The sequence below is a fragment of the Enterococcus sp. AZ119 genome, from assembly GCF_050546175.1.
GTDB lineage: Bacteria > Bacillota > Bacilli > Lactobacillales > Enterococcaceae > Enterococcus > Enterococcus faecalis.
Genome location: NZ_CP172951.1, coordinates 846,451 through 862,001 on the forward strand (window position 1 = coordinate 846,451; position 15,551 = coordinate 862,001).

17 protein-coding genes and 1 other RNA gene are annotated in these 15,551 nt (G+C 36.0%); 11 read left to right on the forward strand and 7 right to left on the reverse strand.

Going from position 1 to position 15,551, the window contains the following annotated elements; genetic code table 11:
* Nucleotides 1-54 precede the first annotated feature (54 nt).
* Nucleotides 55-909 (forward strand): Ebp pilus assembly class C sortase, encoded by an 855-nt coding sequence (gene srtC / locus IGL37_RS04150; RefSeq protein ID WP_002369656.1) that lies wholly within the window; start codon nucleotides 55-57, stop codon nucleotides 907-909.
* A gap of 67 nt (nucleotides 910-976) precedes the next feature.
* On the opposite strand, the gene IGL37_RS04155 is transcribed toward srtC, so the two are convergent.
* Nucleotides 977-1,270 carry a hypothetical protein gene (locus tag IGL37_RS04155; protein WP_002358125.1) on the reverse strand — a complete coding sequence of 98 codons (294 nt, stop codon included), beginning with the start codon at nucleotides 1,268-1,270 and terminating at the stop codon, nucleotides 977-979.
* A gap of 195 nt (nucleotides 1,271-1,465) precedes the next feature.
* Between IGL37_RS04155 and IGL37_RS04160 the strand changes: the two genes are divergently transcribed.
* From IGL37_RS04160 to IGL37_RS04170, 3 genes are all read left to right on the forward strand, one after another.
* Entirely contained in the window at nucleotides 1,466-1,669 is a 204-nt protein-coding gene (locus IGL37_RS04160) for a DUF378 domain-containing protein (protein WP_002381996.1), read from the forward strand.
* 359 nt (nucleotides 1,670-2,028) lie between these two features.
* Nucleotides 2,029-2,541: an enterococcin EntV gene (gene entV, locus IGL37_RS04165; protein WP_002358120.1), complete on the forward strand. Its 513-nt coding sequence runs from the start codon at nucleotides 2,029-2,031 to the stop codon at nucleotides 2,539-2,541.
* On the forward strand, nucleotides 2,526-2,711 hold the full coding sequence (locus IGL37_RS04170) for a hypothetical protein (RefSeq protein ID WP_002384733.1): 186 nt from the start codon (nucleotides 2,526-2,528) through the stop codon (nucleotides 2,709-2,711). Before entV ends, IGL37_RS04170 begins: the two co-directional genes overlap by 16 nt.
* 134 nt (nucleotides 2,712-2,845) lie before the next feature.
* Here the strand turns inward: IGL37_RS04170 and ssrA are convergent.
* Nucleotides 2,846-3,212, reverse strand: a transfer-messenger RNA (tmRNA) gene (ssrA, locus tag IGL37_RS04175).
* Between the two features lie 138 nt (nucleotides 3,213-3,350).
* Entirely contained in the window at nucleotides 3,351-3,656 is a 306-nt protein-coding gene (locus tag IGL37_RS04180; protein ID WP_002360604.1) for a DUF898 family protein, read from the reverse strand.
* Between the two features lie 334 nt (nucleotides 3,657-3,990).
* Between IGL37_RS04180 and IGL37_RS04185 the strand changes: the two genes are divergently transcribed.
* The 3 genes from IGL37_RS04185 (at nucleotide 3,991) to IGL37_RS04195 (ending at nucleotide 8,680) form a co-directional block, all read left to right on the forward strand.
* Nucleotides 3,991-6,156, forward strand: a complete 2,166-nt coding sequence (locus tag IGL37_RS04185; protein WP_202583859.1) for a collagen binding domain-containing protein — start codon at nucleotides 3,991-3,993, stop codon at nucleotides 6,154-6,156.
* 124 nt (nucleotides 6,157-6,280) lie between these two features.
* Nucleotides 6,281-7,876 (forward strand): ATP-binding cassette domain-containing protein, encoded by a 1,596-nt coding sequence (locus IGL37_RS04190; RefSeq protein WP_002371336.1) that lies wholly within the window; start codon nucleotides 6,281-6,283, stop codon nucleotides 7,874-7,876.
* Between the two features lie 69 nt (nucleotides 7,877-7,945).
* Nucleotides 7,946-8,680: a class I SAM-dependent methyltransferase gene (locus IGL37_RS04195; RefSeq protein WP_002403296.1), complete on the forward strand. Its 735-nt coding sequence runs from the start codon at nucleotides 7,946-7,948 to the stop codon at nucleotides 8,678-8,680.
* Here IGL37_RS04195 and IGL37_RS04200 read toward each other — a convergent pair.
* From IGL37_RS04200 to IGL37_RS04215, 4 genes are all read right to left on the reverse strand, one after another.
* Nucleotides 8,677-9,078 (reverse strand): YxeA family protein, encoded by a 402-nt coding sequence (locus IGL37_RS04200; RefSeq protein WP_002369637.1) that lies wholly within the window; start codon nucleotides 9,076-9,078, stop codon nucleotides 8,677-8,679. The two genes, IGL37_RS04195 and IGL37_RS04200, sit on opposite strands and share 4 nt — an antisense overlap.
* A 111-nt stretch (nucleotides 9,079-9,189) precedes the next feature.
* Nucleotides 9,190-10,542: an amino acid permease gene (locus tag IGL37_RS04205; RefSeq protein ID WP_002390076.1), complete on the reverse strand. Its 1,353-nt coding sequence runs from the start codon at nucleotides 10,540-10,542 to the stop codon at nucleotides 9,190-9,192.
* 170 nt (nucleotides 10,543-10,712) lie between these two features.
* Nucleotides 10,713-10,898: a hypothetical protein gene (locus tag IGL37_RS04210; RefSeq protein WP_002358046.1), complete on the reverse strand. Its 186-nt coding sequence runs from the start codon at nucleotides 10,896-10,898 to the stop codon at nucleotides 10,713-10,715.
* Nucleotides 10,899-11,078: 180 nt separating this feature from the next.
* Nucleotides 11,079-11,366 (reverse strand): hypothetical protein, encoded by a 288-nt coding sequence (locus IGL37_RS04215; RefSeq protein WP_002386008.1) that lies wholly within the window; start codon nucleotides 11,364-11,366, stop codon nucleotides 11,079-11,081.
* Between the two features lie 369 nt (nucleotides 11,367-11,735).
* Here IGL37_RS04215 and IGL37_RS04220 point away from each other — a divergent pair, with 369 nt between their 5' ends.
* From IGL37_RS04220 to lepB, 4 genes are all read left to right on the forward strand, one after another.
* Nucleotides 11,736-12,497 carry a (Fe-S)-binding protein gene (locus IGL37_RS04220; protein WP_002360596.1) on the forward strand — a complete coding sequence of 254 codons (762 nt, stop codon included), beginning with the start codon at nucleotides 11,736-11,738 and terminating at the stop codon, nucleotides 12,495-12,497.
* Nucleotides 12,498-12,509: 12 nt separating this feature from the next.
* The gene (locus tag IGL37_RS04225; RefSeq protein ID WP_002361596.1) at nucleotides 12,510-13,982 is read left to right on the forward strand and encodes a LutB/LldF family L-lactate oxidation iron-sulfur protein; all 1,473 of its coding nucleotides are present in this window, start codon (nucleotides 12,510-12,512) and stop codon (nucleotides 13,980-13,982) included.
* A complete protein-coding gene (locus IGL37_RS04230) occupies nucleotides 13,975-14,694 on the forward strand; it encodes a LutC/YkgG family protein (RefSeq protein ID WP_033918039.1) in 720 nt (239 codons plus the stop codon). Before IGL37_RS04225 ends, IGL37_RS04230 begins: the two co-directional genes overlap by 8 nt.
* Nucleotides 14,695-14,914: 220 nt before the next feature.
* Nucleotides 14,915-15,463, forward strand: coding sequence for a signal peptidase I (gene lepB / locus IGL37_RS04235; protein WP_002358039.1), 549 nt, complete (start codon nucleotides 14,915-14,917; stop codon nucleotides 15,461-15,463).
* The last annotated feature ends 88 nt before the right edge of the window (nucleotides 15,464-15,551 follow it).

Sequence of the window (15,551 nt, forward strand, 5' to 3'; positions counted from 1 at the left end):
GCCTGGGCCAATCACTGTCCCAGGCTTTCATGCTTTATTTTTAAGGAGGAAGCAATGAAGTCAAAAAAGAAACGTCGTATCATTGATGGTTTTATGATTCTTTTACTGATTATTGGAATAGGTGCATTTGCGTATCCTTTTGTTAGCGATGCATTAAATAACTATCTGGATCAACAAATTATCGCTCATTATCAAGCAAAAGCAAGCCAAGAAAACACCAAAGAAATGGCTGAACTTCAAGAAAAAATGGAAAAGAAAAACCAAGAATTAGCGAAAAAAGGCAGCAATCCTGGATTAGATCCTTTTTCTGAAACGCAAAAAACAACGAAAAAACCAGACAAATCCTATTTTGAAAGTCATACGATTGGTGTTTTAACCATTCCAAAAATAAATGTCCGTTTACCAATTTTTGATAAAACGAATGCATTGCTATTGGAAAAAGGAAGCTCCTTGTTAGAAGGAACCTCCTATCCTACAGGTGGTGCGAATACACATGCGGTCATTTCAGGACATCGTGGTCTCCCTCAAGCCAAATTATTTACAGATTTGCCAGAATTAAAAAAAGGCGATGAATTTTATATCGAAGTCAATGGGAAGACGCTCGCTTATCAAGTGGATCAAATAAAAACCGTTGAACCAACTGATACAAAAGATTTACACATTGAGTCTGGCCAAGATCTCGTCACTTTATTAACTTGCACACCGTATATGATAAACAGTCATCGGTTATTAGTTCGAGGACATCGTATCCCATATCAACCAGAAAAAGCAGCAGCGGGGATGAAAAAAGTGGTACAACAACAAAATTTACTATTATGGACATTACTTTTAATTGCCTGTGCGTTAATTATTAGCGGCTTCATTATCTGGTACAAGCGGCGGAAAAAGACGACCAGAAAACCAAAGTAGTATGACGAAAAGGCTAAACATACTAAAAAAAAGAGTAAAAAAATAGCTTTTCAATTTTTAATCCTCCTTATCGTGCATAATTGAACCAGAGAAACAGAAGTATTAACGAAATAACTAAAAGAGCAAGCCCTGAATAAAAAGCGACAAAGGGCCAATCAATCGACTGTTTAAATTCCTGCCAAGTTTGGATTTTTCTGTTTTTTTTCGCGCTATCCTCAAGCGTGAGTAAATAATTCAATAGTAAGAGGAGTAGCAACACCGTGAAATCATTTGTGGTAAAAAGCACATGTAAAAATAGAATGACAAAGACAACACGGGATAACACTCGATTCCGCAAAATTAAAAATAACTTAGCACGCATAATAAACCACCATTTCTTATCAGAGATAATGAATCTGTTTTTGTCTACTCTTTAGTTATATCATAAAATTCTTAATAATGAAAAAATTATCCGAGAAAATAATTGAAAAAAGTTTTTTTTCCTGAATCATTATTTTCGTAAATAAAGAATAAACGTGTTACTCTTGGCTTATCAAATTTGGAAGGAGTGTTAAAAATGAAATATCTGGATATTATTGCTTTAATTTTATTGATTGTCGGAGGTTTAAACTGGTTATTAGTTGGTGCATTTAATTTTGATTTAGTTGCAACAATTAGTGGCGGTGCAACCACACCATTAGCAAAAATTATCTATATTATTGTCGGAATTTGTGCGATTTATTCTATTAAGTTTTTAGCTCCTTTGTTCCGCGAACCATAGGATTGATTTAAAAGATTTAGATAACGTGAAGTTATTTTGACTTAGCAATTGAGAGTTTCCTTGAGAAAGGGGACTCTTTTTTTATTTTCTATATTCGTTTCAGAAGGTTTAGACAAGCTCAAAAAATATTTCAAGAGAGCTGCGTTGTTTTCAAAATAGAACCTAGCATTACCTCGAACGTACCTCAAATAACCTGTGTCTTTTTTTGAATCATTAGTTCAAATTGATGTGATCACTAGTGAGAAAAATCAGCTCTAGGATATATAGGAAAATATAAGCATCAAATAGGGATTTCGATGATAAATTATCTTTTTCCTTGTTATGATTATAACAAGGAAAAAGAAAGTAGGGATTTATTTATGGAATTACAGGTGACAAAAAAGGCTAAATTTTTTTGTTTGGCGATGGCATTACTAATGACATTAGGTATTTTTATCAGCGCTGGTACAAGTGTTTATGCATCTGACCAGCTAGAGGATTCAGAAGTTGAGGCTGTAGCAAAAGGACTGGAAGAAATGTATGCGAATGGAGTGACGGAAGATAACTTTAAAAACTATGTCAAAAATAATTTTGCTCAGCAAGAGATTTCTTCAGTTGAGGAAGAATTAAATGTAAATATTTCTGATGCTTCAACAGTAGTTCAAGCACGTTTTAATTGGAATGCATTAGGAAGTTGCGTTGCTAACAAAATCAAAGATGAGTTTTTTGCAATGATTAGTATCAGCGCAATTGTAAAAGCTGCACAAAAGAAAGCCTGGAAAGAATTAGCAGTGACTGTATTACGCTTCGCTAAAGCCAATGGGTTAAAGACGAATGCTATTATTGTAGCTGGACAACTAGCTTTATGGGCAGTTCAATGTGGGCTAAGCTAATGAATTTAAAAGATCATGTTACGGAAATAGTAATTACTTTTATCATCGCTTTTGTGTATACTTGGATAGATTCAGGAGAAATTGAAATCTTAAAAACTCTTTTGATAACAATAATATTTTTAGCCATGTTCTATGCAATACCCAAAATCACCAATAGAAAAAGAAAATGAAGTGGTTTTAGAAAGATAATGTGATAGGAAGTGTAAGAGGAGGTAACGAGCCTTCTCTTGCTTATAGAAAAAAAGAGCTAAAACCTTTATTTTATAAGGTTTTAGCTCTTTTTTGTTTTTCTCTACTTTTCTAAAAATGGAGACGGCGGGAGTCGAACCCGCGTCCAAACATATTGCCACTTAAATCTCTACGTTCATAGACACTCATTTAAAGGTTCGCTTTACAGCGTGCCGAGTGACAGGCATTCTGTATTGCTAGTCTGGTAAGCTCCTCTAAATTTTACAGACGGAAAAATTTAGCGTATCCCACTTCGATTAGGACCCTGACCCGAGCACATGGGCGATGCCGGGAGGATCTTCGCTAGCTGGTTTTTAGGCAGCTAAAGCGAAAGAATTGTTTTCGTTTTTAGCAGTTATATTTAACTGTAACGTTTTAACGTAGCCGTAACCTACGAAACGCAATTCAAGCTCAACTATGCCTGTCGAATCCGTAACGCCCCCGAAATAACATAAGTATCCCTTGATACTTATCAAAGTATAGCATAAATTCCTTGTTTTTTCAAAGAGTAGGATAACACTCTGTTAGATATTCATAAAAAGAGGAAGGATGGACCGTAACTCAGTTCATCCTTCCTCTTTTTATGAAAGTGTGTGGGTATGTTTTGTAATCCATTGTTGCAAACGGATATTCAACCAAAAACCATAAATTCCTAAAGTAATTATAGTTAATAAAAGCCATTTAATCCAATGACCGAATAATTGCATAGCTGTACCGTCAAAATAAAGGCGTTTACCATCAATAACGGTATGCTTGATTTTCCAGTTGTACATCATACAAATTCCCCAAGGTGCGCAAATGCCTAATGTAAAGACAGTAATCAAGGTTGCTAAAATTGAAGTCCCGATATACGTTGCTAAACCACCGTCAAAATATGAATTTTTCATTCTTTTCCTCCTTATCTCATAAACTTTATTATAACAAGAATAAATGGCCTGGGAAACAAAATGAGGATGAAATAAGTATTTTTATTCATTATTGATGTGAAATATGTTATTTATGCAACTCAAATTTGGCAGCATTAGATATTTTGTAACAAATGTTATCTAATGTAACTACCATAATAAACCGTTTTCCTTAGAAAGTGAATTAGAAATTTTAAAAAAAGGCTATTTAAATGAGCATTAATATTGTGTGAGATATATCTTTTTGCTATTGTCAACTTCTGAAAAAGACCACTAAGTGGAAAAAATAAGAGAAAAGAAGGGTGAATAATTTTTTATGACAAAAAGTGTAAAATTTTTAGTGTTACTGTTGGTAATGATTCTACCAATTGCGGGGGCGTTATTGATTGGTCCAATTTCGTTTGGCGCCGAATTGAGCAAAAGTTCAATCGTTGACAAAGTAGAATTAGATCACACTACTTTATATCAAGGAGAGATGACCTCAATTAAAGTATCTTTTAGTGACAAAGAAAATCAGAAAATAAAACCTGGAGATACTATTACTTTAACTTTACCAGACGCACTAGTTGGAATGACCGAGAACGATAGTTCACCACGAAAAATCAATTTAAATGGTTTAGGGGAAGTTTTTATCTATAAAGATCATGTTGTAGCAACATTTAACGAAAAAGTTGAATCTTTACATAATGTGAATGGGCATTTTTCTTTCGGGATTAAAACGCTTATCACCAATAGTTCTCAACCGAATGTGATAGAAACGGATTTCGGAACAGCAACGGCGACTCAACGTTTGACAATTGAAGGAATGACTAACACAGAGACTGGCCAAATTGAGCAAGACTATCCGTTTTTTTATAAAGTAGGCGATTTGGCTGGAGAGTCAAATCAAGTACGTTGGTTTTTAAATGTGAACCTCAATAAATCCGATGTCACAGAAGATATTTCAATTGCGGATCGACAAGGAAGTGGTCAACAATTAAATAAAGAGAGTTTTACATTTGATATTGTGAATGACAAAGAAACTAAATATATTTCACTTGCCGAGTTTGAGCAACAAGGTTATGGCAAAATTTACTTCGTAACAGATAATGATTTTAATTTACGTTTTTATCGGGATAAAGCACGCTTTACTTCCTTTATCGTCCGTTACACTTCGACAATCACAGAAGCAGGCCAACATCAAGCAACATTTGAAAATAGTTATGACATCAATTATCAACTAAACAATCAAGACGCAACGAATGAAAAAAATACATCACAGGTTAAAAATGTTTTTGTAGAAGGCGAGGCAAGCGGTAATCAAAATGTGGAAATGCCAACAGAAGAAAGTCTAGACATTCCTTTAGAGACAATAGATGAATGGGAACCAAAGACACCTACTTCGGAACAGGCAACAGAAACAAGTGAAAAGACAGACACAACAGAAACCGTAGAAAGCAGCCAACCAGAAGTTCATGTCTCGCCGACAGAAGAAGAAAATCCAGATGAAAGTGAAACACTAGGCACGATTGAGCCAATCATACCTGAAAAACCAAGTGTGACAACTGAAGAGAACGGCGCAAGAGAAACTGCAGAAAGCAGTCAACCAGAAGTCCATGTGTCGCCAACAGAAGAAGAAAACCCAGATGAAAGTGAAACACTAGGCACGATTGAGCCAATCATACCTGAAAAACCAAGTGTGACAACTGAAGAGAACGGCACAACAGAAACCGCAGAAAGCAGTCAACCAGAAGTTCATGTCTCACCAACGGAAGAAGAAAATCCAGATGAAAGTGAAACACTAGGCACGATTGAGCCAATCATACCTGAAAAACCAAGTGTGACAACTGAAGAGAACGGCACAACAGAAACCGCAGAAAGCAGTCAACCAGAAGTTCATGTCTCACCAACGGAAGAAGAAAATCCAGATGAAAGTGAAACGTTAGGTACAATTTCACCAATTATTCCTGAAAAACCAAGTGTGACAACTGAAGAGAACGGCACAACGGAAACTGCAGAAAGCAGCCAACCAGAAGTTCATGTGTCGCCAACAGAAGAAGAAAATCCAGATGAAAGTGAAACGTTAGGTACAATTGCACCAATCATACCTGAAAAACCAAGCGTAACAACTGAAGAGAATGGCGCAACAGAAACTGCAGAAAGCAGCCAGCCAGAAGTTCATGTCTCACCAACAAAAGAAATTACTACAACTGAGAAAAAACAGCCATCCACAGAAACAACTGTGGAGAAAAATAAAACTATTACATCAAAAAATCAACCACAAATACTAAACGCTCCATTAAATACATTGAAAAATGAAGGAAGCCCACAATTGGCTCCCCAACTGCTTAGTGAACCAATTCAAAAATTAAATGAAGCAAACGGGCAACGAGAACTTCCCAAAACAGGCACAACAAAAACACCGTTTATGCTAATAGCAGGAATACTGGCAAGTACATTTGCCGTTTTAGGTGTAAGTTATCTACAAATCAGAAAGAATTAACAATAGAAAAGCCATCCAGCTTTCGCTGGGGGGCTTTTCTATTATCTGGAGATAAATTGCTGATAGGCGCCAATCAAAAACTATGCTACAGTAAGGTATGTACTGCTCGAAAAGGAGGGAGTAAATGACTAAAAAAATATGGTCGCACTTTCAGAAAAGCTTCACTTGGTACATTTTGATTGGTGTGATTGTTTCATTATGTAGTGCTTTAGCAATTTATTTTTTTCAACAGTTGTTAGATCATTATCAAAAAAGTTTCCAACTAGGGTTGTTAGTAGCGTATGGAACGACAATTATTTTAATTCCGCTATTGTCTTACTGTGAACAGAAACCGAAAGCTTACTTAACTAATGGCATCTATTTCTATTTGAAGAAATTAAGTTTAATAAAAATGAGCAAGATTTCCTATGAAGAATATCTAAAACTGGGAGCGGGGGCTTTACTACAAAAAGTAGAAGTTGGTGCAGCAGCTGGGAGAAATATCCACTTGAATTTTTATGGGCGCTTATTTCGAGAGCTAATTCCAGAGACGTTATTTAATTTATTTTTCATAGCATTGATTGATAAAAAATTACTACCAGCAATTCTAATTGGTTATGTGATTGTATTTATTTTAACCAAAATACTTTTGAAAACGCTACAAAAAATGAAAGAAAAAACACTTATTTCTGAAGAAGCAATGAATGCTACTTTGATACGAGGGATGACAGAACTAGTAACTTTTAGAATTAATCGAAAATATAAAAAAGAGATTGAAAATTACGCGTTAATGGCAGAGGAAAATAGTCAAAATATAACAAAAATGACTATGATCCATGAATTTTTCTTTGGCTTTTTTGCCTTGTTAGTTGCACTTATCAAAGTAAGTATTGTCGTACTTAGTTTTACTAACGTCGTGACGCTAAGTTTAGGTGGACTTGTAGCGATAGTGATGTATATCGATCGAATTTATACGCCGATAGCCATATTTAATGTTTTATTTGTTCAATATAATTTGGATAAAGTAGCCTATCAGCGCTTGGAAGATTTTTATAAAAAAGAAGATGATCCTGACTTAGCGGTTTCCGGCAAAGCGTTACCTGAAATTCAAACAATTTCATTAAAAGATGTGTGTTTTAGCGTAGATAGTCAAACGATTATGTCCCAACAAAATCGACAATTTTCAATGAATAAAACCTATGGCTTGATTGGAAAAAGTGGGACAGGTAAATCTACCCTGATTAAATTGATTTTAGGATTATTGAAGCCGACAGAGGGGACAGTTTATGTGAATCAATTTCCTCTAACACAATTTAATTTGGAAGATTATTATGAAAAAGTTTTTTATTTATCTCAAGATGTGCCAATATTTCAAGGAACGTTGAAAGAAAATATTGTATTGAATCAAGAAATTTCTGATGAACAAGTAATTGAAGCTATGTATCGTTTTCAGTTGGGGGAACTTTATGAACGGTTGCCGGAAGGTTTAAACACTATTGTGAGTGAAAAAGGAATGAATTTTTCTGGTGGTGAAAAACAACGGATTGCTTTCACACGCTTAGCATTTACACAAGCAGAGATCCTTATTTTAGATGAGGCGACTTCTGCATTGGACGAAAAGACCGAAGAAAAAGTGTTACAAGAAGTACAAAAATTTACCCACAATAAGTTGAATATTTTGGTTACTCATCGACCTAAAACCCTGCGATTTGTAGATGAAATTATTGATTTAAATGAGTGAACTTGTTAGCTGTTTGGCGCTTCTTTTGCTACAATTTTTATAAGAATTGAGAGAAAGGGGCAACTGTTGATGAATAATAATGAGCAAGAATTAGCGGAATTTTGGGATGAATTTGCAGAAGAATATGAAGAAATTCAACAAGAATCGCCATATCCAATTGCTCGAGAATTACGTGATTTCTTGGTCCAAGAAGGCATTTTTCCGTGTCAGACATTTCTGGATATCGCAGGTGGGACGGGACGATATTTACCTTTTTTTCAAGAGCAAGTCACGGAGTATACGCTAGCCGATATTTCTCAGAGAATGTTGGAGATTGCGGAAGCAAAAGCACAAAGCAACGTTGTTTTTCTTCACCAAAGCCAAGAAAGACTGATTGAGACTGGGAAAAAATTTCAAGTCGTTTTTTCAGCGATGAACCCTGCTTTGGATACGCCGGAAAAAGTTAATGCATTGTGCCAATTAAGTGAAGAATGGTGTCTTATATTTCGGCTAGTGGAAGAGCAAGATTCGTTGTTTTCTCCTTTTGAGCAAGAGAGCAACCCGCAGTTAAATTGGATGGCACAATACAAAGCATTTCTAAAAAAAGAACAGCGACCTTTTTTCACAAAAAAATTTTTCTTTGAAGCATCAGAAGCTATTTCAAAAGACTTTTTCCGCAACTATTTTGAAGAACAATGGTCAGTTCCAATTTTAGAACAACGCATACAAGAAATTTTTGGTTCTCATGAAATTAAGCAAAATCAGCGTACCATTATTTATGAATTAATTGTTATTCCATGTAAAAAAACAACCAGCGATGACTAATTATCGCTGGTTGTTTTTCGGTTATTTAATTGTGCGAAAGCTTTTTCTGGAATCTCTTTTTTATCAATTTTGACAGGAGATTGGATGATTCTTTTTTTACTAATGGTTGCTTCTATGTAAGCATTTGGTTCCAAAGGTTGAGGATTTTTGTCTGTCCGTTCGTAGTCCATAACTTGCGTTTTTCCATTACTTTTAACAAAAGTTAGTCGATAGTGTAAAGAATATTGGCCATCTATGCTTTTTTGATTGTCATCTACTGTTTGTTTTCGTTCAGGAATTTCTAGAGGAACTTGTGCATAGGCTTTTTCACCCTTATATGTATCTGCATAATAACGATAGCCTGTATAACCACCAACAATCAATAAGCCAATAAATAAAATAGCGCCAATTTTTTTCATTTTTTCTCCTCCTAACAATTTACAAAAATAGCATAGCAAAAGAAGAAGGAGATGGAACATCGAAAAAACGAACAGTTGTCTTACAAAACTGTTCGTTTTTTTTTGGTCTATTTAGCTTTCATCAGAGAGTAGAAAGGAATCATTTTTCTTACGATAACTAAAGAAAATAACAAAGTACAGTAGGCCTGTTAAAAGAGTGACGCCTAACGAATTCGTAAATAAGATGCCAATAAAGATGAGACCTAAAATGATTAAAGCAAGGAGATTAATACTTTTTTCAAAGAGAGACCCTCGTTTTAAAGAAAGAACAAACGCCGCAGCGCTAATTAAAATCCAAATTAGCAAGACAGTGTAAGAGAGAGAACCGGCTAAGTAACCAAATAATTCATCGCCAACAAAATAAGAAAGAATAACGCCCAGATATAAAACACTGGCGCAGAAGAAAACTGAACGTTGAGGTACTTGGTGCTTGTTTAAAACCGCTAGTTTACTCATGGGTCCTTTTTTATCTTTTAAGCGAAAATATAAAAGGCGAGAAGAGGCGTATACCCCAGAATTAATAGAAGAAAACAAGGCTAAAATAATCACAAAATTTACGATGTCAGCAGCAAAAGGAATATTCATTTTTTCAAAAACCATAACAAATGGACTCACCGTTGTGCCTGCTAATGTATTCCAAGGGAAAATAATCAAAAGTAAGAATAATGGAATGATATAGAAGGAAATAATCCGTCCCATCACACCACGAATCGCTTTAGGAATGGCTTTTTTAGGATCATCTGCTTCACTGACAGTAATCGCGATTAATTCTGAACCGCCATAAGAATAAATAACTACTAATAAAGAATTAACAATACCTTTCATGCCATGTGGGGCGAAGCCACCATGCTTGGTGATACTTTGTAAAGTAGGGAAGACACCACTGCCTAGCATTTGTTGTCCCACCAGATAAACACCAAAAATAATTAACAAAATGATGACACTAATTTTAGCAAACGCCAACCAATATTCTGTTTCTGCAAATAAACGAACCGAGTAAAGATTAATGAGCGTCGTTAAAATAGCTAAAATAAAAACAAAAAACCAAGCAGGAATATTAGGAAACCAAAGTTGTAAAAAGGAAGCTGCGGCAACCGCTTCTGCGATAATATTAATTGTCCACATGGAATAATAAACCCAATCAATAAAGTCAGCAGAATGTGCACCTAAAAATGGTCGAACTAAGCCAGACAAACCATGATGTGTGTCTCCGCCATCTAAAACGAGTTTTCCTAAACCACTCATGACGATGAAGAGAACAGCACCGCCAATTAGAAAGGCGATTAAAACAGAAGGACCAGCAATACCAATTGCTTCGCCACTTCCTTTAAAAAGACCTGCGCCAATCGCTCCCCCTAAGGCTAACATCGTAATGTGGCGCGAGCTTAATTGTTTTTTTAAGGTTGTTTGTTGTGTTTCACTCATAGGATTCTCCTTTAATTGAAAAAAATAATATGAAAATAACTTTCTTTATTATATACAATTTTCTGACAATTACAACTATTCTGTCAATGAAAATGAAAAAATAAGTGAAAAATATTATGAAAATAAAAAAATCGAGCAATTTAAGTGATTAAAATCGCTCAATTTTTTTATTAATTTTTATTTTTTAATAGAGTCATAATTGTTAATGGAACAGTAATGACTACATAGCCGATGATACTAGCCACTACTAAATAAGCTATAGGACTCGAGAAATTAAATAAGTCCGTTAAAAGTATTGCGACAATCATTGAAATAGCATAACAAATGAATAATTGAATAAACCGCTTTGCAGACAAAAAATCACCTCTTCCTAATTAGTTAAAGTCTCTTTTCAATCATTTAGTATACACCTGAAAAGAAGAATAAACTATCATTAATTAAAAGAAAAAGTGAAACCACTAGCGGATTTTTTGTTCAGCTGATTATCTTAAGAATTAGAAAATGGGACATAAGTCATCTCGACTTATGGCCCATTTTCATTTATGACGTTGGCTTCGTGTAAATTGAGAAGTCTCGTCCTCTCTAGTGGTTGGTTGTTGTGTTCGTTGTACGGCTTGCTTTTCCGGCTCGCTCTTTTTGGCAACATCAGTCACAACATTTGGCTTCTGAGAAGGGGGGACAGTTGTTTTTTTGTTTAAAGTTGGCGTAGTTCTTTTTGTTTCTTTCTTTTGTTTCTTTTTATTATTTTTATCATTTCCAGTGACTGTCAAATAGATAATCAGAAAAATCATTAGGATCGTTGCAACAATTAATAGAATAAACATGTTAAATGAAATGAACATGCATGGCCCTCGTTTCTCGTTTTTTCTTAGTTTACCAAAATTTCAAAATTTCGTCACTCTTTTCTTCAGAAAAAACGAATTTCAAAGGGGTTAAAAGAAACTTTGATAAAAAAGCCTCCTTTTTTGTGTGAAAATGCACAAAATTTCTGGAATCGTTTGCTGTTAAAACCAGATACTGGTAAAATAATTATTGTATAAGAATCATTTTAAAAAACGATTTTTGTTACAAATAACGTATTTGTTGAAAAGGCACTGTGAAGTAGTTAGAGACGACAGCCAAGTGACTTTTAATGACAGCCGCCCAATTAATTTCATGGAGCCTTTTCGTAGAAAACGAGGAGGTTATTTTGCGTGAAAGTGAGTATATTTTCGACATGCGTGGTGGATCTACTTTTTCCAAATGTAGGGCAAGCAATGGTAGAGGTTTTGGAACGTTATGGCTGTGAAACGGTTTTACCAACAAGCCAAACGTGTTGTGGTCAGCCAACGTACAATAGTGGCTATGTGACAGAGAGCACGACAACGCTTAAGAATCAAATTGATAGTTTTGACGGTGCCGATTATGTGGTGGGACCTGCGGGGTCTTGTGTCGGCATGATGAAAGAATACCACAAATTTTTAGCAGATGATCCTATTTATGGACCAAAAGCACAACGTTTAGCTGAGCGAACTTATGAGTTTAGTCAGTTTCTTTATCGTGTCTTAGGGGTCAAAGATGTTGGCGCAACGCTATATGGGAAAGCCACTTATCATCGTTCTTGTCATATGACGCGAATTTTAAATGAACGAGAATCGCCCTTTGTTTTGTTGGATCATGTGAAAGGATTAGAAATGATTCCTTTAGGACATCTTGAAAATTGTTGCGGATTTGGCGGAACGTTTTCAGTGAAAATGCCAGCTATTTCTGAACAAATGGTGACGGAAAAAATGAACGATGTGATTGATACAGGCGCAGAAATTTTAATTAGTGCGGATATGGGTTGCCTGATGAATATCGGGGGTAAATTCAATCGTGATGGGAAAAAGATTAAGATTATGCATATTGCAGAAGTCCTTAATCACGAAGTGGATGAAGCACGCATGGATCAACCGCAAATCATATCGGTAGGGTAAGGGGGAAGAACTGTGGGATTATCAACGAGCAATAAGCCGTTAAGTGAACGAATTGAAGAAAGTAAAAAAGATGTGTTTATGCAAAAGGCTGTCGCCAAAGCACAAGATGCCCAATGGGAGAAACGAGAAGGTGCGCGGGAAGCTTTAGGCAATTGGCCACAATGGCGTGAACTGGGAGAACAAATTCGCCAACATACAATTCAGTATCTGCCTGACTATTTAGAAGAGTTCAGTGATAACGTCGCCAAACGAGGTGGCAAAGTCTTTTTTGCTCAAACCGCCGAAGAGGCCAATGAATATGTGAAACAAGTGGTTCTAGAAAAAAAGGCGAAAAAAATTGTAAAATCTAAATCAATGGTGACGACCGAAGTCGATATTGATCCAATGTTATTGGGATTAGACGATGTCAGTGTGATGGAAACAGACTTGGCGGAATTCATTTTACAAATGGATGACTGGGATGAGCCGTCACATATTGTTTTCCCAAGTATTCATAAAAATCGCGAACAGATTCGTCAGGTTTTTGCGGAAAAATTAGGGTATCAAGGAGATAATGACCCGGTAAATTTGGCACGCTGTGCACGAGAAGTGATGCGCAAATTCTTTTTGGAAGCGGAGATTGGCATTACAGGTTGTAATTTCGCTATTGCGGATAGCGGCTTAATTAACTTAAATACAAATGAAGGAAATGCTGATTTGACCATCAGTATTCCTAAGACACAAATCGTGTTAATGGGAATGGAAAGAATCGTACCAACAATGCGTGAAGCAGAGGTTTTAGATAACCTTTTAGCCAGAAGTGCCGTTGGTCAAAATTTAACAACGTATGTGACGTTTGCCGGGCAAAAAAATGCGGATGAATCCGATGGTCCAGAAGAATTTCACGTGGTCATTTTGGATAACGGACGTTCAAAAGCGTTAGGAACAGCCTTTCAGCCAGTTTTACAGTGTATTCGTTGTGGGTCTTGTCTGAATGTTTGTCCGGTCTATCGCCATATTGGAGGGCACGGTTATGGCTCTATTTATCCAGGACCAATTGGTGCTGTGCTTTCTCCAATTTTAGGTGGATATAAACAGTTTGGGGAATTGCCTTATGCGTCTAGTCTTTGTGGGGCATGTACGGAAACGTGTCCTGTGAAAATTCCATTGCACGAATTATTAATTGAACATCGTAAAGTGATGACCGATGATCTGAAAATGAAACATGGATTTGAAGATTTCCAAATGCGTATGGTAGGTAAAGCCACTGGTTCACCAGCAATGTTTAAAGCAGCCATGAAAGTCGATCATGCTGCAGCGGGCATTTTAAGTAAACAAAAAGACATTACTGTTGAAAACATGTACAATCATGGAGGCTACCTTGATAAAGGACCAGGGTTAGTAAAAGGTTGGACCGATGTTCGTGATTTGCCAAGACCACCAAAATCTTCAGAAAACTTCAGAAGTTGGTTCAAAAAACATCAAGAAGGTGAAAAAAATGACTAATGAAGCGATTCAAAATCGAGAACCTTTTTTACAAAATCTACGAGAAAAATTAGGCGTAGAAAAACAGCCTGTTTCGGCCCATCCATTTGAGCCAGTTAATCATTTACCAGAAGAACAGTTGGCAGATAAAACACCAGCAGAGCTATTAACGATTGTGAAAGAACGTGTGGAAACGATTCACACGAACTTAGTGGAAACCACACAAGAAAATTTACTGACGACGATTCAGCAAATTGTTGCTGAGTTTGGTGGGGGCAATCTTTTATTGCCAACAGATGCACGTTTTGAAGCCTATGGATTAGCTGATTTAGCTAAGTCATTAGAGGCTGTTTCTGTTAAGCAATGGCAACCTGGAAGTGAGCAACGAGAAGCGAATATTCAAACAGCTGCTCAGGCAAATATTGCGATTGCCTTTGCTGAGTTTTTACTAGCTGAATCAGGAACGATTGTGGTGGAGTCCAATGCGGGACAAGGCAGATCCTTACATTTTTTACCGAAGCATTACATTTCAATTATACCGTTTAGCAAACTCGTTCCACGTTCGACTCAGCCAGCAGCTTTTTATACAGATAAAATAGAAAAAGGCGAAAAAATTGGCTCAGCGATTCACTTTATTTCAGGGCCTTCTAATTCAGGAGATATTGAAATGCAACTGGTTGTCGGGTTGCATGGTCCTTTAGAAGTTTGTTACGTGGTTGTGATGGATCGCTAAAACGCTAGAAGCATAATCAATTCAGCCCTTTTTAGAATTGATTATGCTTTTTTTATGAGCAGGATCAAAAAAGTAAGAATCAAATTTGAAAGAAATACGTTTTTTTTCTGACCATTTTGTAAAAAAAGCGTACATAAAAATTAATTGGGTGTTAAGCACTATAGGATTGATTTACTTTGTGGTAGAATATGAGACATAAGATAATAAGGTTTTTGGAGGAATGAGTTTGAAATCAAAAGAATTAATTAAAACAGTCGTCTTTTTTGCCTGTTTAGCTTTGGGTCTGTTTTTACTGAGACAATTTGTATTTACGCCTGTCGTAGTGAGAGGTCATTCAATGGATCCAACGTTAGCAGATGGTGAACGGGTAATTACGTTAAAAAACACAGAAATTAATCGTTTCGATATTATTACTTTCCCAGCGCCAGATGAACCAGATAAAAATTATATTAAACGTGTGATTGGTTTACCTGGAGATACAATTGCGTACAAGGATGATACGTTGTACATCAATGGAAAAGAAGTTGACGAACCCTATTTAGATGAATTTAAAAAAGCCTTAACAGATGGTCAACCTTTGACAGGCGATTTTTCATTAAAAGAAAAAGTACCAGCAGATAGCTACTTTGTTTTAGGTGATAATCGACGGAATTCAAAAGACGGTCGTGTCATTGGCTTTATTCATAAAAAAGATATTTTGGGTGAAGTGAAATTTGTTATGTGGCCATTCTCACGGTTTGGTCCAATACCAGAAGTGTCAAAACAATAAAAGATACAATGAGTAAAAGAGAAGGACGGAAATGTGTAAAAACAAACACATGTTTCCGTCCTTCTTTTGTGGTAAAATAAAGGCAGTG